22 protein-coding genes and 1 pseudogene are annotated in these 23,297 nt (G+C 51.3%); 11 read left to right on the top strand and 12 right to left on the bottom strand.

Annotated elements, in window-relative coordinates; translation table 11 throughout:
• Positions 1–18: 18 nt before the first annotated feature.
• Positions 19–1,737 (top strand): annotated as a pseudogene (locus C0K55_RS04905) (potassium/proton antiporter); the annotation flags it as partial.
• Here C0K55_RS04905 and C0K55_RS27100 read toward each other — a convergent pair.
• From C0K55_RS27100 to dadA, 3 genes are read right to left on the bottom strand one after another with little or no spacing between them, the layout of a single operon-like run.
• Complete coding sequence (locus tag C0K55_RS27100) at positions 1,675–1,821, bottom strand: hypothetical protein (RefSeq protein ID WP_420870958.1); 147 nt, start codon at positions 1,819–1,821, stop codon at positions 1,675–1,677. The pseudogene C0K55_RS04905 and the gene C0K55_RS27100 sit on opposite strands and share 63 nt — an antisense overlap.
• A gap of 42 nt (positions 1,822–1,863) precedes the next feature.
• Positions 1,864–2,934: a catabolic alanine racemase DadX gene (dadX, locus tag C0K55_RS04900; RefSeq protein ID WP_000197889.1), complete on the bottom strand. Its 1,071-nt coding sequence runs from the start codon at positions 2,932–2,934 to the stop codon at positions 1,864–1,866.
• A gap of 9 nt (positions 2,935–2,943) precedes the next feature.
• Positions 2,944–4,242 (bottom strand): D-amino acid dehydrogenase, encoded by a 1,299-nt coding sequence (gene dadA, locus C0K55_RS04895; protein WP_001266919.1) that lies wholly within the window; start codon positions 4,240–4,242, stop codon positions 2,944–2,946.
• A 329-nt stretch (positions 4,243–4,571) separates the two neighbouring features.
• On the opposite strand from dadA, the gene C0K55_RS04890 reads away from it, so the two are divergent.
• Positions 4,572–6,104, top strand: coding sequence for a SpoVR family protein (locus C0K55_RS04890; RefSeq protein WP_000190867.1), 1,533 nt, complete (start codon positions 4,572–4,574; stop codon positions 6,102–6,104).
• A 143-nt stretch (positions 6,105–6,247) separates the two neighbouring features.
• Here the strand turns inward: C0K55_RS04890 and fadR are convergent, their stop codons facing one another.
• On the bottom strand, positions 6,248–6,967 hold the full coding sequence (fadR, locus tag C0K55_RS04885; RefSeq protein WP_001516543.1) for a fatty acid metabolism transcriptional regulator FadR: 720 nt from the start codon (positions 6,965–6,967) through the stop codon (positions 6,248–6,250).
• A gap of 221 nt (positions 6,968–7,188) precedes the next feature.
• Between fadR and nhaB the strand changes: the two genes are divergently transcribed.
• Positions 7,189–8,730 carry a Na(+)/H(+) antiporter NhaB gene (gene nhaB / locus C0K55_RS04880; RefSeq protein WP_105265975.1) on the top strand — a complete coding sequence of 514 codons (1,542 nt, stop codon included), beginning with the start codon at positions 7,189–7,191 and terminating at the stop codon, positions 8,728–8,730.
• Positions 8,731–8,875: 145 nt separating this feature from the next.
• On the top strand, positions 8,876–9,406 hold the full coding sequence (dsbB, locus tag C0K55_RS04875; RefSeq protein WP_000943467.1) for a disulfide bond formation protein DsbB: 531 nt from the start codon (positions 8,876–8,878) through the stop codon (positions 9,404–9,406).
• An 87-nt stretch (positions 9,407–9,493) separates the two neighbouring features.
• On the opposite strand, the gene ruvB is transcribed toward dsbB, so the two are convergent.
• Both ruvB and ruvA read right to left on the bottom strand, forming a co-directional pair.
• Positions 9,494–10,504, bottom strand: coding sequence for a Holliday junction branch migration DNA helicase RuvB (ruvB, locus tag C0K55_RS04870; protein ID WP_000568526.1), 1,011 nt, complete (start codon positions 10,502–10,504; stop codon positions 9,494–9,496).
• An 8-nt stretch (positions 10,505–10,512) separates the two neighbouring features.
• Positions 10,513–11,124, bottom strand: coding sequence for a Holliday junction branch migration protein RuvA (gene ruvA / locus C0K55_RS04865; RefSeq protein WP_000580346.1), 612 nt, complete (start codon positions 11,122–11,124; stop codon positions 10,513–10,515).
• Positions 11,125–11,400: 276 nt separating this feature from the next.
• On the opposite strand from ruvA, the gene C0K55_RS04855 reads away from it, so the two are divergent.
• Positions 11,401–12,003 (top strand): YebB family permuted papain-like enzyme, encoded by a 603-nt coding sequence (locus C0K55_RS04855; protein WP_001024955.1) that lies wholly within the window; start codon positions 11,401–11,403, stop codon positions 12,001–12,003.
• A gap of 1 nt (position 12,004) precedes the next feature.
• Here C0K55_RS04855 and ruvC read toward each other — a convergent pair whose 3' ends face one another.
• The 4 genes from ruvC to aspS all read right to left on the bottom strand — a co-directional run bounded on the left by ruvC (position 12,005) and on the right by aspS (position 15,751).
• Positions 12,005–12,526, bottom strand: a complete 522-nt coding sequence (ruvC, locus tag C0K55_RS04850; RefSeq protein WP_001516546.1) for a crossover junction endodeoxyribonuclease RuvC — start codon at positions 12,524–12,526, stop codon at positions 12,005–12,007.
• A gap of 34 nt (positions 12,527–12,560) precedes the next feature.
• Complete coding sequence (locus tag C0K55_RS04845) at positions 12,561–13,301, bottom strand: YebC/PmpR family DNA-binding transcriptional regulator (protein WP_000907234.1); 741 nt, start codon at positions 13,299–13,301, stop codon at positions 12,561–12,563.
• Between the two features lie 107 nt (positions 13,302–13,408).
• Positions 13,409–13,861, bottom strand: coding sequence for a dihydroneopterin triphosphate diphosphatase (gene nudB / locus C0K55_RS04840; protein ID WP_010375688.1), 453 nt, complete (start codon positions 13,859–13,861; stop codon positions 13,409–13,411).
• Between the two features lie 117 nt (positions 13,862–13,978).
• A complete protein-coding gene (aspS, locus tag C0K55_RS04835) occupies positions 13,979–15,751 on the bottom strand; it encodes an aspartate--tRNA ligase (protein WP_001258665.1) in 1,773 nt (590 codons plus the stop codon).
• Between the two features lie 310 nt (positions 15,752–16,061).
• Here aspS and C0K55_RS04825 point away from each other — a divergent pair, with 310 nt between their 5' ends.
• Genes C0K55_RS04825 through cmoB form a run of 5 tightly spaced genes read left to right on the top strand, consistent with a single transcriptional unit; the run spans position 16,062 to position 19,643 of the window.
• Positions 16,062–16,628, top strand: a complete 567-nt coding sequence (locus C0K55_RS04825) for a hydrolase (protein ID WP_000891641.1) — start codon at positions 16,062–16,064, stop codon at positions 16,626–16,628.
• Positions 16,625–17,443 carry a DUF72 domain-containing protein gene (locus C0K55_RS04820; protein ID WP_000639250.1) on the top strand — a complete coding sequence of 273 codons (819 nt, stop codon included), beginning with the start codon at positions 16,625–16,627 and terminating at the stop codon, positions 17,441–17,443. Before C0K55_RS04825 ends, C0K55_RS04820 begins: the two co-directional genes overlap by 4 nt.
• A 52-nt stretch (positions 17,444–17,495) precedes the next feature.
• Complete coding sequence (locus C0K55_RS04815) at positions 17,496–17,891, top strand: MAPEG family protein (protein ID WP_000252971.1); 396 nt, start codon at positions 17,496–17,498, stop codon at positions 17,889–17,891.
• A gap of 40 nt (positions 17,892–17,931) precedes the next feature.
• Positions 17,932–18,675, top strand: coding sequence for a carboxy-S-adenosyl-L-methionine synthase CmoA (cmoA, locus tag C0K55_RS04810; RefSeq protein WP_000019599.1), 744 nt, complete (start codon positions 17,932–17,934; stop codon positions 18,673–18,675).
• On the top strand, positions 18,672–19,643 hold the full coding sequence (cmoB, locus tag C0K55_RS04805) for a tRNA 5-methoxyuridine(34)/uridine 5-oxyacetic acid(34) synthase CmoB (protein WP_001516547.1): 972 nt from the start codon (positions 18,672–18,674) through the stop codon (positions 19,641–19,643). The genes cmoA and cmoB overlap by 4 nt, the downstream gene beginning before the upstream one ends.
• Positions 19,644–19,982: 339 nt before the next feature.
• On the opposite strand, the gene cutC is transcribed toward cmoB, so the two are convergent.
• On the bottom strand, positions 19,983–20,729 hold the full coding sequence (cutC, locus tag C0K55_RS04800) for a copper homeostasis protein CutC (RefSeq protein ID WP_001185711.1): 747 nt from the start codon (positions 20,727–20,729) through the stop codon (positions 19,983–19,985).
• A gap of 13 nt (positions 20,730–20,742) precedes the next feature.
• Positions 20,743–21,309: a VOC family protein gene (locus C0K55_RS04795; RefSeq protein WP_001516550.1), complete on the bottom strand. Its 567-nt coding sequence runs from the start codon at positions 21,307–21,309 to the stop codon at positions 20,743–20,745.
• A 215-nt stretch (positions 21,310–21,524) separates the two neighbouring features.
• Between C0K55_RS04795 and argS the strand changes: the two genes are divergently transcribed.
• The gene (gene argS / locus C0K55_RS04785; protein WP_001025346.1) at positions 21,525–23,258 is read left to right on the top strand and encodes an arginine--tRNA ligase; all 1,734 of its coding nucleotides are present in this window, start codon (positions 21,525–21,527) and stop codon (positions 23,256–23,258) included.
• Positions 23,259–23,297 lie beyond the last annotated feature (39 nt).

The raw sequence follows: 23,297 nt of genomic DNA, 5'->3' as shown, positions 1-23,297 counted from the left end.
GCTGTTTCTGCCGTGAATATGGTAGGGTTTATAGTACGAGACAGCGTAATCAGGAGTAACCGACCGTTGGATGCCGCAACAATCATTAGCCTTTTCATCTTAGGCTCCATCCTTGTCACCAGTAGTATTTTACTTAGTTCATTTTCTTCCCGCCTTGGCATTCCGATTCTGGTTATTTTCCTGGCGATTGGCATGTTGGCGGGCGTCGATGGCGTCGGCGGCATTCCGTTTGATAATTATCCTTTTGCCTACATGGTAAGTAATCTGGCGCTGGCAATTATTTTGCTCGACGGCGGGATGCGAACCCAGGCCAGCTCATTTCGCGTTGCATTAGGTCCGGCGCTTTCACTGGCGACAGTCGGCGTGCTTATCACCTCCGGTTTAACCGGCATGATGGCGGCGTGGTTGTTTAATCTTGATTTGATTGAAGGCTTATTAATCGGTGCCATTGTCGGCTCCACCGACGCCGCAGCGGTCTTTTCTCTGCTTGGCGGCAAGGGACTTAACGAACGTGTTGGCTCAACACTGGAGATAGAATCCGGCAGCAATGATCCGATGGCCGTCTTTCTGACGATTACCTTGATTGCGATGATCCAGCATCATGAAAGCACTATTAGCTGGATGTTCGTTGTCGATATTCTGCAGCAATTTGGGCTGGGAATTGTGATCGGTCTTGGCGGTGGTTATTTACTGCTGCAAATGATTAACCGCATTGCTCTGCCTGCGGGCTTGTATCCATTGCTGGCATTAAGCGGCGGTATCCTGATTTTCTCTTTAACCACGGCGCTGGAAGGCAGCGGTATTCTGGCAGTTTATCTGTGCGGTTTTCTGCTGGGTAATCGCCCGATTCGCAACCGCTACGGCATTCTGCAAAATTTCGACGGCCTCGCCTGGCTGGCACAAATCGCCATGTTCCTCGTGCTCGGCCTGTTGGTTAATCCGAGCGACCTGCTGCCTATTGCCATTCCGGCGCTCATATTGTCCGCATGGATGATTTTCTTCGCCCGTCCCCTGTCGGTATTTGCCGGATTATTACCGTTCCGCGGCTTCAATCTGCGCGAACGGGTGTTTATCAGTTGGGTGGGATTACGCGGCGCGGTGCCGATCATTCTGGCAGTATTCCCGATGATGGCGGGGCTGGAAAATGCGCGCTTGTTCTTTAACGTCGCCTTCTTCGTGGTGCTGGTTTCACTGCTATTACAGGGAACATCACTCTCGTGGGCAGCGAAAAAAGCCAAAGTCGTGGTTCCGCCCGTCGGACGTCCTGTATCACGCGTTGGCCTGGATATTCACCCGGAAAACCCGTGGGAGCAGTTTGTTTATCAGTTAAGTGCCGATAAATGGTGCGTGGGTGCGGCACTGCGCGATCTGCATATGCCAAAAGAGACGCGTATTGCGGCACTGTTTCGTGATAACCAGTTGCTTCATCCCACCGGCAGCACCCGACTGCGCGAAGGCGATGTGCTGTGTGTAATTGGTCGGGAGCGCGATCTTCCGGCGCTCGGTAAACTGTTCAGCCAGTCGCCGCCAGTCGCGCTGGATCAACGCTTCTTTGGTGACTTCATTCTCGAAGCCAGCGCCAAATATGCTGATGTGGCGCTGATATATGGTCTGGAAGACGGCCGGGAATATCGCGATAAACAGCAAACACTGGGTGAAATTGTTCAGCAGTTGTTAGGCGCGGCACCGGTTGTCGGTGACCAGGTGGAGTTTGCCGGGATGATCTGGACGGTGGCTGAGAAAGAAGATAATGCCGTGTTGAAGATCGGCGTTCGGGTGGCAGAGGACGAAGCCGAATCTAAAATTTGATGTAGTTTGTATCGCCGGATGCGACGCTGTGCGTCTTATCCGGCTAACAGCAAGTTACACCGTCACAACTGGCACGCGTAACGCCAGCGCGCACATCAACTCATAGCCTACCGTTCCGGCAGCGGCGGCGACATCATCAATTTTGATCTCCTTGCCCCACAGCTCAACCGGCGTACCAATTCCCGCCTGCGGGCAAGGCGTCAAATCAACCGCCAGCATATCCATCGAGACTGTCCCTATCGTCATGGTGCGTACTCCGTCCACTAAAACAGGTGTACCGGTTGGCGCATGACGCGGATAACCATCGGCGTATCCGGCGGCGACAATGCCAATTCGCTGCTCATCGCGCGCGGTATAGTGACCGCCATAGCCCACACGATCTCCTGCTTTTAGTGTCTGGATACCAATAATCTCGCTGCTTAATGTCATTACCGGACGTAATCCAGTATTGGCAATATCCCGCCACTGACCGGACGGCGAAGCACCATACAAAATAATGCCTGGTCGAACCCAGTCAAAATGCGCTTCCGGATGCCACAGGGTTGCCGCCGAGTTAGACAACGAACGCCGACACTCCAGCCCTTCTGCTGCTCGCTCAATACGCGCCATCGCCGTAGAAATCCCATCAGGATGCTCCGCATCGGCAAAATGCGACATCAGCGTCATTTCGCCAACATTCGCCATCGCCCGCAATTGCTGCCAGACGGTAAGCATGCGCTCAGGCATGAAGCCCAGCCGATTCATCCCGCTGTTCACTTTAAGATAAATATCCAGCGGTGCCTTTAGTCGCGCGTTTTGCAACGCTTTGAGCTGCCAGTTGCTGTGTACACAGGTGGTCAGCCGGTACTGGTCATAAATTTCCAGATCCTGAGCATGGAAAAATCCCTCCAGCATCAGGATCGGCCCTTTCCAGCCGCGCTCGCGTAACGTTATCGCCTCTTCCAGATTAAGTAATGCAAAGCCATCGGTGGCCCCGAGCGCGCTCCAGATACGCTCGACACCGTGACCATACGCGTTGGCTTTTACCACCGACCAGACACGCGCATGCGGCGCGGCCTGGCGAACAATGGTCAGATTCTGTTTTAATGCCTGCAGATCGAGGCTGGCCTGTATCGGTCTGGTCATCTCGCGTCCTTAGCTGTGCGCGCCATGTAAATGACCCGGGCGCGATGGCGTAAATCCACGGCTGTAGCGCGCCACGCTTAAATCCTCATACGGGATAGCGGGCGTGCGACCAGAGAGCAGATCGCTTAACAACTGACCAGAACCGCAAGCCATCGTCCAGCCGAGCGTGCCGTGACCGGTATTCAGCCACAAATTTTTAAAGCGTGTACGCCCCACAACCGGCGTGCCATCTGGCGTCATCGGGCGTAGCCCCGTCCAGAACGTGGCCTGCTCAACATGACCGCCGCGCGGATAGAGATCGCGAACCACCATCTCCAGCGTTTCACGGCGCGGCTGTAGCAGTTCAGTATTAAAGCCAACAATTTCCGCCATTCCGCCGACACGGATGCGATTATCGAAACGTGTAATGGCAATTTTGTAGGTTTCATCGAGAATAGTGGACACCGGCGCACCATCTTCTTGTGCAATCGGAATGGTCAGCGAGTAACCTTTCAGCGGGTAGACCGGAATATCAACAATGCCTTTGAGCATCGCTGTCGAGTAAGAACCAAATGCCATCACATACGCATCGGCCTTAATCACTTCATCACCACACTTCACGCCATAGATCTGCTCACCGTCGCAAAGCAGTTGATCGACAGGCGTATTAAAGCGGAATTTAACCCCCGCCTGTTCCGCCATTCGCGCTAAATTCTGGGTAAAGAGCTGGCAATCGCCGGTTTCGTCATTGGGCAGTTGCAGGCCACCGGTGAGTTTGTGTGCCACTTCGGCCAGCGCTGGCTCCACTTCCGCCAGACGGCTGGATCCCAGTAGTTTGTACGGCACACCAGCATCTTCCAGAACGGCAATATCGCGAGTCGCGTTTTCATATTGTTGTTCGGTACGGAACAGTTGCAGCGTCCCGCCCTGCCGCCCTTCATACTGGATGTTAGTCTCAGCACGTAATGTTTTCAGGCAATCACGGCTGTATTCCGCCAGGCGCACCATCCGCCCTTTGTTTTCCATGTAGTGGCTGGTGTCGCAGTTACGTAACATTTGCCACATCCATTTCAACTGAAATTGCGTACCGTCGAGACGAACCGCCAGCGGTGCATGGCGCTGAAACATCCATTTAATCGCCTTCAACGGCACACCTGGCGCCGCCCACGGTGCCGCATAACCAGGCGAGATTTGCCCGGCATTTGCTGCGCTGGTTTCCAGGGCTGCTCCCGGTTCCCGATCAATAACGGTGACCTCATGTCCTGCCTGATTTAAATACCAGGCGCTGGCAACGCCTACCACACCACTTCCCAGTATGACAACTCGCATAGCCACTCCGATAACGGTAGATACAGTAAAAGAACAATAATCTAATTACATCTTGATAACCCAGATGAAAATATTACTCAACATATGGCTTTTTTATGGTGAGCTGGCTCACATCTCCCTGTCGCTGTGGGAATATGCCGTCTTTGGTATCTCCTGCTGAAGGTGCTTTTTATCCAGCAGAAAATTCCGTTCAGAGGCTGATTATTGGCACTACGATAATAAGAAATCGCAAAGAAAAAAATTCTCCGGCGACGCGGTTTTTAACGGGTGTTCTATGCTTGAAATGAGGTCCTCCACACAGAGAGTACCGACAACAATGAGGTGCGCGTATGGCGACGATCGATTCTATGAATAAGGACACCACACGTTTGAGCGATGGACCCGACTGGACGTTCGAGCTGCTGGATATTTATCTGGCAGAGATAGACCGGGTGGCGAAACTCTATCGGCTGGATACCTACCCGCACCAGATTGAAGTGATCACCTCAGAACAGATGATGGATGCCTACTCCAGCGTCGGTATGCCGATTAACTATCCGCACTGGTCATTTGGTAAGAAGTTTATCGAAACTGAGCGCCTGTATAAGCATGGCCAACAAGGGCTGGCCTATGAAATTGTCATAAACTCTAACCCGTGTATCGCTTACCTGATGGAAGAGAACACCATTACCATGCAGGCGCTGGTGATGGCGCATGCCTGTTACGGCCATAACTCTTTCTTCAAAAACAATTATTTATTCCGTAGCTGGACCGATGCCAGTTCGATTGTCGATTACCTGATTTTCGCCCGCAAATACATTACCGAGTGCGAAGAACGTTATGGCGTTGATGAGGTAGAAAAGCTGCTGGACTCGTGCCATGCGCTGATGAACTACGGAGTGGATCGTTACAAACGCCCGCAAAAAATCTCGCTGCAAGAGGAGAAAGCCCGGCAGAAAAGCCGCGAAGAGTATCTGCAAAGTCAGGTCAATATGCTCTGGCGTACCCTGCCGAAACGCGAAGAAGAGAAAACCGTTGCCGAAGCGCGCCGCTATCCTTCCGAACCACAAGAAAACCTGCTCTATTTTATGGAGAAAAATGCCCCACTGCTGGAATCATGGCAGCGTGAGATCCTGCGCATTGTGCGTAAGGTGAGCCAGTATTTTTATCCGCAAAAACAGACTCAGGTGATGAACGAAGGCTGGGCCACCTTCTGGCACTACACCATCCTTAACCATCTGTACGATGAAGGGAAAGTGACCGAACGCTTTATGCTGGAGTTCTTGCATAGTCACACCAATGTGGTCTTCCAGCCGCCGTATAACAGCCCGTGGTACAGCGGCATTAACCCGTATGCCCTCGGATTCGCCATGTTCCAGGATATTAAGCGGATTTGTCAGTCACCAACGGAAGAAGACAAATACTGGTTCCCGGATATCGCCGGTTCTGACTGGCTGGAAACGCTGCATTTCGCGATGCGTGATTTCAAAGATGAGAGCTTTATCAGTCAATTCCTGTCACCGAAGGTAATGCGTGATTTCCGCTTCTTCACCGTGCTGGATGATGATCGGCATAATTATCTGGAAATTTCTGCCATTCATAATGAGGAAGGTTATCGGGAGATCCGTAACCGATTATCGTCGCAATATAACTTAAGCAATCTGGAGCCGAATATTCAGATCTGGAACGTGGATTTGCGCGGCGACCGTTCGCTGATTCTACGCTACATTCCGCATAACCGCGCTCCGCTGGATCGGGGACGTAAAGAGGTGCTGAAACATGTGCATCGTTTGTGGGGATTTGATGTGACGCTGGAGCAGCAAAACGAAGATGGCAGCGTCGAGTTGCTGGAACGTTGCCCGCCAAGAATGGGAAATCTGTAAAAAGTCCTCCTCATTTGAGGAGGACTCATTTTTGCCTGATGTGGCGTACAAAGTATCGAAAATTCAATATATTGCAAGAACAACGTAGGCCTGATAAGCATAGCGCATCAGGCAATTACGCGTTTGTCATCAGTCTGGATGGATTATCGCCCCTGAATGGCTAAATCACCTGGCAAGTTCTTCTGCATCCGGTGCCAAATCTCGCCACTCTCATGCCCATAGCGACGCACCGTTTCGTAAACCTGATCGTGCGCGCCTTCACTGCACAATGCCGACAGCTTGTGGTAGAAACCCAGCGCCAGACTGCGCGCTTCCGGATTAGCAAAATAGTGACGACCAATGCGCGTATACAACCCTTTCATCCCGTTAATGATCAGGCCGTAAATCGGGTTGCCAGAGGCAAACGCCAGACCACGGAAAATGTTGTAATCCAGATCAGCAAAAGCATCGGCGTGATCGGCCACTTCATTGGCGGTTGCCAGCACTTCCTGCGCTTTATCAGGGTGCTGACGAAACGCGGTGCGAATAAAAATAGTTGAAATATTGGTACGCACTGACAGCAAATTATCAATAAGTTGCGGCACACTTTCGTGGTCGAGTCGCGCCAGTGTTTCAAGGATATTTAAACCGGAGGTTTCCCAGAAATTATTCACCTTCGTTGGCTTGCCATGTTGAATAGTCAACCAGCCATCTCGTGCCAGTCGCTGCAACACTTCACGTAACGTCGTACGCGTTACGCCAATTAATTCTGAAAGTTCACGTTCTGCGGGCAAAATAGTCCCGGGTGGGAAGCGGTTATTCCAGATACTTTCAATAATGTACTCTTCCGCGAAACCTGCCGGGCTTTGCGCCTTAATGACCATAGTGAGATTTCCATAACACAGCAAAACAAAGTTGGACTCATCATACCAGAGGGCTAACTACGCTGATAGCAGACAAAAAGAAGAAAAAAGGGATCAGGGCTTCATTTTCCGCATCTCTTTCCGCTTGACTATCAAGACTTGCCTCACTCCTGCCTGGCCGTTAAGCTTTGCGTTCTAACATAAAAACATCATTTATTATTTGTAAGGTAAGGGAAACCATCATGGAGATCTCCTGGGGCCGCGCGTTATGGCGCAATTTTTTGGGCCAGTCACCTGACTGGTACAAACTTGCCCTCATTATTTTCTTAATTGTTAACCCGTTAATTTTCCTCATCAGCCCTTTTGTTGCTGGCTGGCTGTTGGTAGCGGAATTTATTTTCACCCTGGCGATGGCGCTCAAATGCTATCCGCTACTGCCTGGCGGCCTGTTGGCTATCGAAGCGGTATTCATAGGCATGACCAGCGCGGAGCACGTCCGTGAAGAGGTGGCGGCGAATCTTGAAGTCTTGCTGCTACTGATGTTTATGGTGGCGGGTATCTATTTTATGAAACAGCTATTGCTGTTCATCTTTACCCGCTTGCTGTTAAGCATTCGCTCCAAGATGCTGTTATCGCTCTCTTTTTGTGTGGCGGCTGCGTTTCTCTCCGCGTTCCTGGATGCCTTAACTGTAGTGGCCGTGGTGATCAGCGTTGCGGTGGGTTTTTATGGTATTTATCACCGAGTGGCTTCTTCCCGTGCCGAAGATACCGATCTGCAAGACGACAGCCATATCGACAAGCATTACAAGGTGGTGCTGGAGCAGTTCCGTGGTTTTCTGCGTAGCCTGATGATGCACGCGGGTGTCGGTACTGCATTAGGCGGTGTGATGACCATGGTCGGTGAACCGCAAAACCTGATTATTGCGAAAGCTGCTGGCTGGCATTTTGGCGATTTCTTCCTGCGCATGTCACCGGTAACCGTCCCGGTTCTGATTTGTGGTTTGTTAACCTGCCTGTTAGTGGAGAAAATGCGTTGGTTTGGCTACGGTGAAACGCTGCCGGAGAAAGTCCGCGAAGTGCTGCAGCAGTTTGACGATCAAAGCCGTAACCAGCGTACACGTCAGGATAAAATTCGCCTGATTGTCCAGGCGATTATCGGCGTCTGGCTGGTCACCGCGCTGGCGTTGCATCTGGCGGAAGTCGGCCTGATTGGTTTGTCTGTCATTATTCTGACTACATCACTGACCGGTGTCACTGATGAACATGCTATCGGCAAAGCCTTCACCGAATCTCTGCCATTCACTGCACTGTTGACGGTCTTTTTCTCGGTAGTTGCGGTGATTATCGACCAACAACTGTTCTCCCCAATTATCCAGTTTGTATTGCAGGCATCAGAACACGCCCAGCTATCGCTGTTCTATATCTTCAACGGTTTGCTGTCTTCCATTTCGGATAACGTCTTTGTGGGAACGATTTATATCAACGAAGCCAAAGCAGCAATGCAGAGCGGCGCTATCAGTATGAAGCAATATGAACTGCTGGCCGTCGCCATTAACACCGGGACCAACCTGCCATCCGTCGCCACGCCGAACGGACAAGCTGCGTTCTTGTTCCTGTTAACCTCCGCTCTCGCGCCATTGATACGTCTTTCTTATGGCCGCATGGTATGGATGGCTCTGCCCTACACCCTCGTACTGACCCTCGTCGGGCTACTCTGCGTAGAGTTTACTCTTGCCCCTGTAACTGAATGGTTTATGCAAATGGGGTGGATAGCAACGCTTTGATAACAACTTACCGGGCATATTCATGCCCGGTTTGCCTTTCCGCCCGATAATTGTTCAATTACATCCTATTTTTACTCCCTCCTGGTGGCGCAACGAATGAATTGGTTTAAACTGCGCATTCGATGCATATTGCAGGGAAATTATTATGTTGCGATTTTTGAACCAATGTTCACAGGGGCGGGGTGCGTGGTTGTTAATGGCGCTTACCGCTCTGGCACTGGAACTGACGGCGCTGTGGTTCCAGCATGTGATGTTATTGAAACCTTGCGTGCTCTGTATTTATGAACGCTGCGCGTTATTCGGTGTTCTGGGTGCCGCGTTGATTGGCGCTATCGCCCCGAAAACGCCGCTGCGTTATGTGGCGATGATTATCTGGTTGTATAGCGCGTTTCGTGGTGTGCAGTTAACTTACGAACACACCATGCTCCAGCTCTATCCTTCGCCGTTTATGACCTGTGATTTCATGGTTCGCTTCCCGGACTGGCTGCCGCTGGATAAATGGGTGCCACAAGTGTTTGTCGCCTCTGGTGATTGCGCTGAGCGTCAGTGGGAGTTTTTAGGTCTGGATATGCCGCAGTGGTTGCTCGGTATTTTTGTTGCTTACCTGATTGTCGCAGTGCTGGTGGTGATTTCCCAGCCATTTAAAGCGAAAAAACGTGACCTGTTTGGTCGCTAATCAATCAGGCGCTCCTGCGGGAGCGCCTGTCTCGATTCATCCTGTCAATAATTCAATGCCAGATGCGACGTTAACGCTTTATCCGCTCTACGGCATTTCTGGCGGTGTAATCCCGAAGTGGTTCCACGCCCGCACTGTCGCCATACGCCCGCGCGGTGTACGCTGCAAAAAGCCTTGCTGAATCAAATAAGGTTCCAGCACATCCTCAATGGTTTCACGCTCTTCGCCAATGGCTGCAGCCAGGTTATCCAGGCCAACCGGACCACCGAAGAATTTATCGATTACCGCCAGCAATAACTTGCGATCCATATAATCGAAACCTTCTGCATCGACATTAAGCATATCCAGCGCCTGGGCGGCGATATCTGCCGAGATGGTGCCATCATGCTTCACTTCGGCAAAATCACGCACACGACGCAGCAAACGATTAGCGATACGTGGCGTACCTCGCGCCCGGCGAGCGACTTCCAGTGCGCCATCGTCACTCATCTCAAGCCCCATAAACCGTGCGCTACGACTGACGATATATTGCAGATCAGGCACCTGGTAAAACTCCAGGCGCTGCACTATACCGAAACGGTCACGCAATGGCGATGTCAATGAGCCAGCACGCGTGGTCGCGCCAATCAAGGTGAACGGTGGTAGATCGATTTTTATCGAACGCGCTGCCGGGCCTTCACCAATCATAATATCCAACTGGTAATCTTCCATCGCCGGATACAGCACCTCTTCCACGACTGGCGAGAGACGATGGATCTCATCAATAAACAGCACATCGTGCGGTTCAAGGTTGGTCAGCATTGCCGCCAGGTCACCCGCCTTTTCCAGTACCGGACCAGACGTTGTGCGTAAATTGACGCCCATTTCATTGGCAACGATGTTGGCTAACGTGGTTTTTCCCAGGCCAGGAGGACCAAAAATCAATAGATGATCGAGGGCATCGCCGCGCAGTTTCGCCGCTTTGATGAAAATCTCCATCTGCGAACGGACCTGCGGCTGACCAACATACTCTTCCAGTAATTTGGGGCGAATAGCGCGATCTACCACATCTTCCGGCAAGGTCGTACCGGCAGAAATCAGACGGTCTGCTTCAATCATCCTTTACCTCATAACGCGGCGCGCAGGGCTTCGCGAATTAATGTTTCACTGCTGGCATCAGGACGAGCGATTTTGCTCACCATGCGGCTGGCTTCTTGTGGTTTATAGCCCAGCGCCACCAGCGCAGCAACCGCTTCCTGCTCGGCATCGTCGGTTGCCGGGCTTGCCGGTGAGGTCAACACCAGATCGGCAGCCGGTGTAAACAGATCGCCGTGCAGGCCTTTAAAGCGATCTTTCATTTCAACAATCAGCCGTTCGGCAGTTTTTTTACCTATGCCAGGTAATTTCACCAGTGCTGCAGGATCCTCACGCTCAACGGCATTAACAAACTGCTGCGCTGACATACCAGAGAGGATCGCCAGTGCCAGTTTCGGCCCCACACCGTTGGTTTTAATCAGTTCTTTAAACAGCGTGCGTTCTTGCTTATTGTTAAAACCGTACAGTAACTGCGCGTCTTCACGTACTACAAAGTGGGTGAAGACTATCGTTTCCTGGCCCGCTTCAGGGAGTTCATAAAAACAGGTCATCGGCATATGCACTTCATAGCCTACGCCGCCCACTTCAAGTAACACCAGCGGGGGTTGTTTTTCCAGAATGATGCCTCTCAGCCTGCCTATCACATGACGCTCCTGCGTAATGAATCAAAGATAATGCTGTATGATAAAAAAATGCTGGATAGATATCCAGCGAAGGATGCAGAAAAATTGCGAGGCGTCTCGATGAACGGAGAATTGTCACTGCATAATTCATTCTCCAGGTCATATTGAAAGCAAATATTTTATATATTAAATATTCAGGTAAAAGACCCCCAAAAAAAAATAAACTTGACTATACCTGCGATAAAAAAGATTTTATGTTATTAAACATATTCAAATTTATTTCAATGGAATGATAAAGTGAATATTAATTATCCTGCTGAATATGAAACTGGTGATATTGTATTTACATGTATAGGTGCCGCATTATTCGGCCAAATTTCTGCCGCATCGAATTGCTGGAGTAATCACGTCGGGATCATTATCGGTCATGACGGCGATGATTTTCTGGTCGCAGAAAGCCGTGTTCCCCTCTCCACCATCACCACACTGTCCCATTTTATTAAACGTTCTTCTCACCAACGCTATGCCGTAAAGCGATTAGGTGCAGGGCTGACAGAACAGCAAAAACAAAGGCTGATAGAACAGGTTCCCTCTCGACTGCGCAAGCTCTATCACACCGGGTTTAAATATGAGTCATCTCGCCAGTTCTGCTCAAAGTTTGTCTTTGATATTTATAAAGAAGCATTATGTATTCCGGTAGGCGAGATAGAAACTTTTGAAGAGTTATTACACAGCAATCCACATGCAAAACTTACTTTCTGGAAATTCTGGTTTTTAGGCTCAATTCCGTGGGCGCGAAAAACCGTAACGCCAGCGAGTTTGTGGCATCATCCGGGTCTGGTGTTGATTCATGCCGAAGGAGTAGATACGCCTCAGCCTGAACTGACCGAGGCAGTATAATTTAACGCAGTCGCCCGCGAGCCAGATTCAGCCGCGATTCGCTCATCTGCATCGCATTCTGACTGATATGGCAGTGGGTGATGGCAATTGCCAGCGCATCAGCGGCGTCTGCCTGCGGGTTAGCGGGAAGTTTCAGCAAGGTGCGAACCATATGCTGCACCTGGCTTTTCTCGGCACTGCCAATACCCACCACGGTTTGCTTTACCTGGCGAGCGGCATACTCAAATACCGGCAATTCCTGATTCACCGCTGCCACAATCGCCACACCACGCGCCTGCCCCAGTTTCAGGGCAGAATCGGCGTTCTTCGCCATAAAGACTTGTTCGATTGCGAAATAATCTGGCTGGAACTGGGTGATGATTTCCGTCACGCCTGCATAAATGAGCTTCAGACGAGACGGTAAATCATCCACTTTGGTGCGTATGCATCCGCTACCCAGGTAGGACAGTTGTCTGCCCACCTGGCGGATAACGCCGTAACCGGTAACGCGTGAACCCGGGTCAATGCCGAGAATAATCGCCATCACGCGTCTCCGTTTTGTTGTTTAGCCGGCCTCATCAGAGGGTCGCTGCAACCTCATCAGAGATCTCACCGTTATGGTAAACTTCCTGCACGTCGTCGCAGTCTTCCAGCATATCGATCAGACGCATCAGTTTCGGTGCGGTTTCTGCATCCATATCAGCTTTGGTTGACGGGATCATAGATACTTCCGCGCTATCTGCTTTCAGACCTGCCGCTTCCAGAGCGTCGCGTACTTTACCCATCTCTTCCCATGCGGTGTAAACGTCAATCGCGCCGTCATCATAGGTCACAACGTCTTCAGCACCTGCTTCCAGCGCCGCTTCCATAATGGTGTCTTCGTCACCTTTCTCGAAGGAGATCACACCTTTTTTGCTGAACAGATAAGCCACGGAACCGTCAGTACCGAGGTTGCCACCACATTTGCTGAATGCGTGACGCACTTCAGCAACGGTACGGTTGCGGTTGTCAGAGAGACATTCAATCATGATTGCAGTGCCGCCAGGACCGTAACCTTCGTAGATGATGGTTTCCATGTTCGCATCATCATCACCGCCCACACCACGTGCAATTGCGCGGTTCAGGGTGTCACGGGTCATGTTGTTAGACAGTGCTTTATCAATGGCAGCACGCAGACGCGGGTTAGCATCCGGATCGCCACCACCCAGTTTAGCTGCGGTCACCAGCTCACGAATGATTTTAGTGAAGATTTTACCGCGCTTAGCATCCTGCGCAGCTTTACGATGTCTGGTGTTGGCCCATTTACTATGACCTGCCATAAAAATATCTCCAAAATAACTATACACTTGATCCTTCAGGCTGCCTGCGTTAGCGGCTCTCGTTTACCACCTTGATACAGCTCGAAGGATTTTGTGTATACGCCTTCTCAGGCTAAGTTAATTACAAATTGTTCAATCGCCTGTCGGTTGCTCCACGACTTAGTAAGCGCCGCCGCAGCGGGCGCATCAAGCCATTGGTATGCCAGATGTTCAGTAAAAACAATCTGGCGCTCGTGTGGTAGCGCAAGACAGAACCATGATTCCGTATTACGCGTCACGCCCGGCGCATAGCGATGACGCAAATGTGAAAAAATTTCAAACTCTACCGTGCGCTGACAGTCAATTAAGGTCAGTTGTTCAGCAACAACATCAATGGTGACCTCTTCCTTTACTTCGCGCATAGCAGCTTGCGGCGCGGTTTCACCCTCCTCCACACTGCCGGTTACCGACTGCCAGAAGTCAGGATCGTCACGCCGCTGTAACATCAGCACCCGTTTCGTATCTTGTGCGTAAATGACCACTAAGATCGAAACGGGACGCTTATACACTTTATCCTTCACGCTGCCTCTTCGTTGGCTGCTTTCGCTCATCCCATTCACATAGTTATCTATGCTCATGGAAGTTCACTCAGTTGCCGCCTCGATGCACCGCAAATGATTTCGTGTATTTTATTCATATCAGTTATTCTCAGCCTTCTTGACAACCTGAATGCTCAGCTCAGCCAGTGCAGTCGGGTTGGCAAAGCTCGGGGCTTCAGTCATCAGACACGCTGCCGCCGTTGTTTTCGGGAAGGCGATAACGTCACGGATGTTGTCGGTGCCGGTCAGCAGCATGGTCAGACGGTCAAGACCGAATGCCAAACCTGCGTGCGGCGGCGTACCATATTTCAGGGCATCGAGCAGGAAGCCGAATTTCTCGCGCTGTTCTTCTTCGGTGATACCCAGAATGCCAAACACCGTCTGCTGCATATCACCATTATGGATACGCACAGAGCCACCGCCCACTTCGTAACCATTGATGACCATATCGTAAGCGTTCGCCACCGCATTTTCCGGTGCCGCTTTCAGCTCGGCGGCAGTCATGTCTTTCGGTGAGGTGAACGGATGGTGCATTGCCGTCAGGCCGCCTTCGCCATCGTCTTCAAACATCGGGAAGTCGATAACCCACAGCGGTGCCCATTTGCTTTCGTCGGTCAGGCCGAGATCTTTACCGACTTTCAGACGCAGTGCGCCCATCGCGTCGGCAACAATTTTCTTGTTGTCGGCACCGAAGAAAATCATATCGCCATCTTGTGCGGCGGTACGATCCAGGATGGCTTCGATGATTTCAGCGTTGAGGAATTTCGCTACCGGGCTGTTGATACCTTCCAGACCTTTCGCGCGTTCGTTGACTTTGATGTAAGCCAGACCTTTCGCGCCGTAGATTTTGACGAAGTTACCGTATTCGTCGATCTGCTTACGGGTCAGCGATGCCCCGCCCGGAACTCGCAGAGCAGCAACACGACCTTTCGGATCGTTCGCTGGCCCCGCGAATACCGCAAACTCAACGGATTTCAGCAGGTCGGCAACGTCGGTCAGTTCCATCGGGTTACGCAGATCCGGTTTATCAGAACCATAACGGCGTTCAGCTTCCGCAAAGGTCATTACCGGGAAATCGCCCAGATCTACGCCCTTCACTTCCAGCCACAGATGACGCACCAGGGCTTCCATGACTTCACGCACTTGCGGCGCGGTCATGAAAGAAGTTTCCACATCGATCTGGGTAAATTCAGGCTGACGATCAGCACGCAGGTCTTCGTCACGGAAACACTTAACGATCTGATAGTAGCGGTCGAAACCGGACATCATCAGCAACTGTTTGAACAACTGCGGAGACTGCGGCAGCGCGTAGAATTTACCTTTGTGCACACGAGACGGCACTAGGTAGTCACGTGCGCCTTCCGGCGTCGCTTTGGTCAGCATCGGAGTTTCGATGTCGAGGAAGCCGTGGTCATCCATAAAACGGCGCACCAGGCTAGTAATTTTAGCGCGCGTTTTCAGGCGTTGAGCCATTTCCGGACGACGCAGGTCGAGGTAGCGGTATTTCAGACGCGCTTCTTCGGTGTTGACGTGGTTAGAGTCAAGCGGCAGAACGTCTGCGCGGTTGATGATGGTCAGCGAAGACGCCAGCACTTCGATTTCGCCGGTCGCCATATCGCGGTTGATATTTTTTTCGTCACGCGCACGCACGGTGCCCGTTACCTGAATGCAGAACTCATTACGCAGTTCGGAGGCCAGCTTTAACGCGTCCGCACGATCCGGATCGAAAAATACCTGCACGATACCTTCGCGGTCGCGCATATCGATGAAGATCAGGCTACCAAGATCACGACGACGGTTGACCCAACCACACAGAGTCACCTGCTGCCCCACGTGGGACAAACGGAGCTGTCCACAATATTCTGTACGCATGAGATATCCCTTAACTTAGCTGCCGGCGGATGTCCCCTGCTGCGCAGGTGACCTAAGTCGCAGCGTTAGCTGTATGTCACAACTGAATGAAAAAAGGCGGCTATTATACTGGAAATTCTGCCGCACCGTAAGAGTCTGGCCCGCTCTGGAACGACTCGTTACCACTTTATATCAGGCCAGGAATCAGACTCTACCCTTGTTTGCTATAAAGGTGTTGCCTGAACACATAAAAATTAACAAAATTTGTCATCCTGCCATCGGCTAATCGCATTAAGGTGAGAGGTACGATTTTGTTTTATCAGGAGAGATCATGCTTGAGCTTAATGCTAAAACCACTGCACTGGTGGTGATTGATTTACAGGAAGGCATTTTGCCTTTTGCCGGTGGCCCACATACTGCCGAGGATGTTGTTAATCGCGCCGGAAAACTGGCGGCGAAATTTCGCGCAAACGGACAGTCCGTATTTCTGGTGCGCGTCGGCTGGTCTGCCGATTATGCCGAAGCATTGAAACAGCCGGTTGATGCGCCTTCGCCTGCCAAAACGTTGCCGGAGAACTGGTGGCGGCATCCTGCGGCGTTAGGTGCAACTGACAGCGATATTGAAATCATTAAACGTCAATGGGGTGCGTTTTACGGTACGGATCTGGAGTTGCAATTACGCCGTCGTGGCATTGACACCATTGTCTTGTGTGGGATTTCAACCAATATCGGTGTTGAGTCCACCGCCCGTAACGCGTGGGAGTTAGGGTTTAATCTGGTGATCGCTGAAGACGCCTGTAGCGCCGCCAGTACCGAACAGCACAACAACAGCATCAACCATATCTACCCGCGCATTGCCCGTGTGCGTCGCGTGGAAGAGATCCTCAACGCGTTATGATTTATATCGGTCTGCCGCAATGGTCGCATCCAAAATGGGTGCGGTTGGGGATCTCCAGCCTGGAAGAGTACGCCCGCCATTTTAACTGTGTGGAGGGCAACACGACCCTTTATGCTCTGCCAAAGCCGGAAGTGGTTCTGCGCTGGCGCGAGCAAACCAGCGATGATTTTCGTTTTTGTTTTAAATTTCCGGCGACCATTTCGCACCAGGCCGCATTGCGACATTGCGATGATTTAGTAGCAGAATTTTTAACCCGCATGTCACCGTTAGCGCCGCGCATTGGGCAATACTGGCTGCAACTGCCCGCCACATTTGGCCCCCGGGATCTGTCTGCACTGTGGCACTTTCTCGATTCCCTTCCTCGCGAATTTACCTATGGTGTGGAAGTTCGTCATCCGCTGTTTTTTGCCAAAGAGGTAGAGGAACAAACGCTTAATCGCGGTTTGCATCAGCGCGGCGTTAATCGGGTGATTTTAGACAGCCGTCCGGTTCATGCAGCGCGTCCGCATAATGAAGCCATTCGCGACGCGCAACGGAAAAAGCCCAAAGTTCCGGTTCATGCCGTATTAACAGCGACAAACCCACTGATCCGTTTTATCGGCAGCGATGATATGACGCAAAATCGGGAATTATTTCAGGTCTGGTTACAAAAATTAGCACAGTGGCACCAGACCACCACGCCTTATCTTTTTTTACATACGCCAGATATTGCCCAGGCACCGGAACTGGTACATACCCTTTGGGAAGACTTACGTAAGACACTTCCAGAGATCGGAGCAGTTCCGGCTATTCCACAGCAATCTTCTCTTTTCTGAAATTGCCACCTATCATAGACAGGAGCCATCGGCCATTTTAAAGGGAGTTTGTATGGTAAGCGCGCTGTATGCCGTTTTAGGTGCGTTGTTATTAATGAAGTTCTCTTTTGATGTTGTTCGCCTGCGAATGCAATATCGCGTTGCCTATGGTGACGGCGGTTTTAGCGAACTGCAAAGCGCCATTCGCATTCACGGTAACGCGGTGGAATATATTCCCATCGCGATTGTATTGATGCTGTTTATGGAAATGAATGGCGCAGAAACCTGGATGGTACATATTTGCGGCATTGTTCTGCTTGCCGGGCGTCTGATGCATTATTACGGTTTTCATCACCGTCTGTTTCGCTGGCGGCGTTCCGGCATGAGCGCCACCTGGTGTGCGCTGTTGCTGATGGTGCTGGCGAATCTTTGGTATATGCCCTGGGAGTTGGTTTTCTCCCTGCGTTAGCGCACAATACGCCACTTTCTTTTTCCCGGATTTTTACGTTATGTCTCACCGCGACACGTTATTTTCTGCCCCTATCGCCAGACTGGGCGACTGGACCTTTGATGAACGGGTAGCCGAAGTCTTCCCGGATATGATCCAGCGTTCCGTTCCCGGCTATTCCAATATTATTTCAATGATTGGCATGTTGGCCGAACGCTTCGTACAACCTGGTACGCAGGTTTACGATCTGGGCTGTTCTTTGGGCGCGGCGACGCTCTCGGTGCGTCGCAATATTCATCATGATAATTGTAAAATTATCGCCATCGACAACTCCCCGGCGATGATTGAACGCTGCCGTCGCCATATCGACGCCTATAAAGCGCCAACACCTGTAGAAGTAATCGAGGGTGATATTCGCGATATTGCCATTGAAAACGCGTCGATGGTGGTACTGAATTTTACCCTGCAATTCCTTGAGCCTTCTGAACGTCAGGCATTACTGGATAAAATTTATCAAGGACTGAATCCTGGCGGTGCGCTGGTGCTTTCGGAAAAATTCAGTTTCGAAGATGCCAAAGTCGGTGAACTGCTGTTCAACATGCACCACGATTTTAAACGCGCCAACGGTTACAGCGAGCTGGAGATCAGCCAAAAACGCAGCATGTTAGAAAACGTGATGCTGACCGATTCTGTGGAAACCCATAAAGCACGCCTGCATAAAGCCGGATTTGAACATAGCGAGTTATGGTTCCAGTGCTTTAACTTTGGCTCACTGGTGGCATTGAAAGCAGAGGACGCTGCATGATCGACTTTGGTAACTTTTATTCTCTGATTGCCAAAAATCATCTTTCGCACTGGCTGGAAACCCTCCCTGCACAGATTGCCAACTGGCAACGTGAACAGCAGCACGGTCTGTTTAAACAGTGGTCCAATGCGGTGGAATTTCTGCCCGAAATTAAACCGTATCGTCTTGATTTACTGCATAGCGTAACGGCGGAAAGCAAAGAGCCGCTGAGTGCCGGGCAGATTAAACGCATTGAAACACTGATGCGCAACCTGATGCCGTGGCGTAAAGGGCCGTTCTCGCTGTATGGCGTTAACATCGACACCGAATGGCGTTCTGACTGGAAATGGGATCGTGTTCTGCCGCATCTCTCTGATTTGACCGGGCGCACGATCCTCGATGTTGGCTGCGGCAGCGGTTATCACATGTGGCGCATGATTGGCGCAGGCGCGCATCTGGCGGTGGGGATTGACCCTACGCAACTTTTTCTCTGCCAGTTCGAAGCGGTGCGTAAGTTGTTAGGTAACGATCAGCGCGCGCATCTGCTGCCGTTAGGTATTGAACAACTTCCGGCGCTGAAAGCCTTTGATACCGTCTTTTCGATGGGCGTGCTGTACCATCGCCGCTCACCGCTGGAACATCTGTGGCAGTTAAAAGATCAACTGGTGAATGAAGGCGAACTGGTGCTGGAAACGCTGATTGTTGATGGCGATGAGCACACAGTACTGGTGCCAGGCGATCGTTACGCGCAAATGCGTAATGTCTATTTCATTCCATCAGCACTGGCGCTGAAAAACTGGCTGAAGAAGTGTGGGTTTGTTGATATCCGCATTGCGGACGTGAGCGTTACCTCTACAGAAGAGCAGCGCCGTACTGAATGGATGGTTACCGAGTCTCTGTCCGATTTCCTCGACCCGCATGATCCGAGTAAAACGGTAGAAGGCTATCCTGCGCCTAAACGCGCGGTGCTGATTGCGCGTAAGCCGTAACCCGTTTCCGAGCGCTGAGATTGATGACAAACGCCAAAACCGCCTGATGCGCTACGCTTATCAGGCCTACCCGTCTCCTGCAATATGTTAAATTTGCACAAATTTGCAGGCTGGATAAGGCGTTCACGCCGCATCCGGCATGAATAAAGCACACTTTCAATTTAGCGCCCGTTTCCGGGCGCTATTTACTTCTTATGCGCCTGATCAGCCACGCCATTTTGTCTTTGCCTTCAGGTTCATTTTTCATACTGATCAAGGATAAAAAAAGGCCCCTGTTGAAATTGCAGGGGCCTGGTACGAGCAAGCATCATATTGGGCGACATGATGCAACGGTAAAAATCATTTGGCCTGATGGCGTTCAATGATTCCTTTCATTTCAGCAACCGCCGCCCCGTCTACGACATAACGCGAATACTCGTCCGCGAGTGCATCTGATGACATGGACAATCCTTGATTACGATAACGCATCGGTGAGGCTTGCCACGCTCCCGCGGAGCTATGGACTTCCAGCACTCCGGCATCGAGGAAGTGGTGCAGGTTTTCTGCACGAACTCCAGCTCCGGCCATGATGATTGGAGCATCACCATAGGCAATAAGTTCCATAATTTTTAATAAACCTTGCAGCGCGTCTGATTTTTGCCCCGATGTCAGCACCCTGGCAATGCCTAATTTCGCAAGATTATTCAGTGCATTTAAAGGGTTAGCGCACATATCGAAGGCGCGATGAAAAGTGACGGCCAGCGAACCGGCAGCCGCCATTATTTTTTCCATTCGTGGCATATCGACATTACCGTCAACATCCAGAACCCCCGTCACCAGTCCAGGAAATCCCAATTCGCGTACTGTGCGGATGTCCTCAAGAATGGCGGCAAACTCGCCGTCGCTGTAGCAAAAATCGCCACCGCGAGGACGGATAATCGGATGCACAGGGATAGTAACCTGCTGACGCACAGACTTCAGCACGCCCAGCGACGGCGTTAAGCCACCTTCTTTCGGTGCCGCACACAGCTCTATTCTGTCGGCACCGTTTTGCTGCGCCGTCAGCGCGCACTCCATGCTGTAACAGCAAATTTCCAGTAATGCCATTTTTACTCCTTAATTACGCCGACTGCTCACTGGCGACGATCTCTTCAATGGACCACGGATGAAACTTAATCGTGGTTTTACCGTCGGTGACGGCCAGCGTTGGATTGGGTAATCGCTCATGCTCACCTTTTGGCGAACTGGTTTTAACCGAGATCCCCGGCTGACTAAGCCCTTCATCAGAAAGTAATGCCAGTGCACGGGCGTTCAGTGTCTCTGGATCACCAGGCAGAACGATTTCGATATGTTCCCAGCCTTCGTGCGGGTAACGTTTTTCCCCAGGCCACGGTAACTCAACTATCGAAAACTGCCAGTGAGCAACCTGTACCGGTTCATGCAATTTAAACAGGCAAATCGGTCTGCCATTGATCATATTTTCTGACAGGAGTTCGCCGCACTGTTCAAACCCACGACGCCAGCGTTCAGCGGTGGCGTTTTGATGACAACGCAAGGAAATGTGATCGGCATTCAGCGGAGTAATATCCAGCCCCAGACGACGGGAAAGTTCGTCTAATGCGTGGATAAATCGCGGTAAATCCGTTGCAATATCCTGCAACTCGTCGACAGATTGCCAGTTAGCCATAATCACTCTTCGTCTTTCAGCAAAAGCGTTAATTTACCTTGTTGCCCTGCGCCAACCAACTGTTGATTTCGCGCAGTCCCCGGTGCAATAGTGAAAACGGCAATACGCCACGCGCACGTTGCTGACGAAAACAGCCATTTGCAGTATACTCCCGCCCTAATTTCTTTAACTGGTGCGGGCAATTCTCGCTCGCTTCATCAATGTAAGGTATTCCGGTGAATATTCAGGCTCTTCTCTCAGAAAAAGTCCGTCAGGCCATGATTGCGGCAGGCGCGCCTGCGGATTGCGAACCGCAGGTTCGTCAGTCAGCAAAAGTTCAGTTCGGCGACTATCAGGCTAACGGCATGATGGCAGTTGCTAAAAAACTGGGTATGGCACCGCGACAATTAGCAGAGCAGGTGCTGACTCATCTGGATCTTAACGGTATCGCCAGTAAAGTTGAGATCGCCGGCCCAGGTTTTATCAACATTTTCCTTGATCCGGTATTCCTGGCTGAACATGTTCAGCAGGCGCTGGCGTCCGATCGTCTCGGTGTTGCTACACCAGAAAAACAGACCATTGTGGTGGACTACTCCGCGCCAAACGTGGCGAAAGAGATGCACGTAGGGCATCTGCGTTCCACCATCATTGGTGACGCGGCTGTGCGTACCCTGGAGTTCCTCGGTCACAACGTAATTCGCGCTAACCACGTCGGTGACTGGGGCACCCAGTTCGGTATGCTGATTGCGTGGCTGGAAAAACAGCAGCAGGAAAACGCCGGTGAAATGGAGCTGGCAGATCTCGAAGGTTTCTACCGCGATGCGAAAAAGCATTACGACGAAGATGAAGAGTTTGCCGAACGTGCACGTAACTACGTGGTAAAACTGCAAAGCGGTGACGAATACTTCCGCGAAATGTGGCGCAAACTGGTCGACATCACCATGACGCAGAACCAGATCACTTACGATCGTCTGAACGTAACGTTGACTCGCGATGATGTGATGGGCGAAAGCCTCTACAACCCGATGCTGCCGGGTATCGTGGCAGATCTGAAAGCCAAAGGTCTGGCAGTAGAAAGTGAAGGCGCGACCGTTGTATTCCTTGATGAGTTCAAGAACAAGGAAGGCGAGCCGATGGGCGTTATCATTCAGAAGAAAGATGGCGGCTATCTCTACACCACTACCGATATCGCCTGTGCGAAGTATCGTTATGAAACCCTTCATGCCGATCGCGTGCTGTATTACATCGACTCCCGTCAGCATCAGCACCTGATGCAGGCATGGGCAATCGTACGCAAAGCAGGTTATGTACCAGAATCCGTACCGCTGGAACACCACATGTTCGGCATGATGCTGGGTAAAGACGGTAAACCATTCAAAACCCGCGCTGGCGGTACGGTGAAACTGGCAGATCTGCTGGATGAAGCACTGGAACGCGCGCGTCGTCTGGTGGCTGAGAAGAACCCGGATATGCCAGCCGACGAGCTGGAAAAACTGGCCAATGCGGTCGGTATCGGCGCGGTGAAATACGCGGATCTCTCCAAAAACCGCACTACCGACTACATCTTCGACTGGGACAACATGCTGGCGTTCGAGGGTAACACTGCGCCGTATATGCAGTATGCCTACACCCGTGTGCTGTCCGTGTTCCGTAAAGCGGAAATTAACGAAGATCAACTGGCTGCGGCTCCGGTTGTCATCCGTGAGGATCGTGAAGCGCAACTGGCCGCTCGCCTGCTGCAATTTGAAGAAACCCTCACGGTGGTTGCCCGTGAAGGTACACCGCACGTGATGTGTGCTTACCTGTACGATCTGGCTGGTCTGTTCTCTGGCTTCTACGAGCACTGCCCGATCCTCAGCGCAGAAAACGAAGAAGTGCGTAACAGCCGTCTGAAACTGGCACAACTGACCGCGAAGACGCTGAAACTGGGTCTGGATACGCTGGGTATTGAGACTGTAGAGCGTATGTAATCGCGTTATGTGTCAAAGGCCGATGTCGCAGTTACGGAC

It is taken from the genome of Escherichia sp. MOD1-EC6098 (assembly GCF_002965865.1).
GTDB lineage: Bacteria > Pseudomonadota > Gammaproteobacteria > Enterobacterales > Enterobacteriaceae > Escherichia > Escherichia marmotae.
Note: the sequence above shows the minus strand (reverse complement) of the source record. Positions and strands in the feature narration are given on the sequence as shown.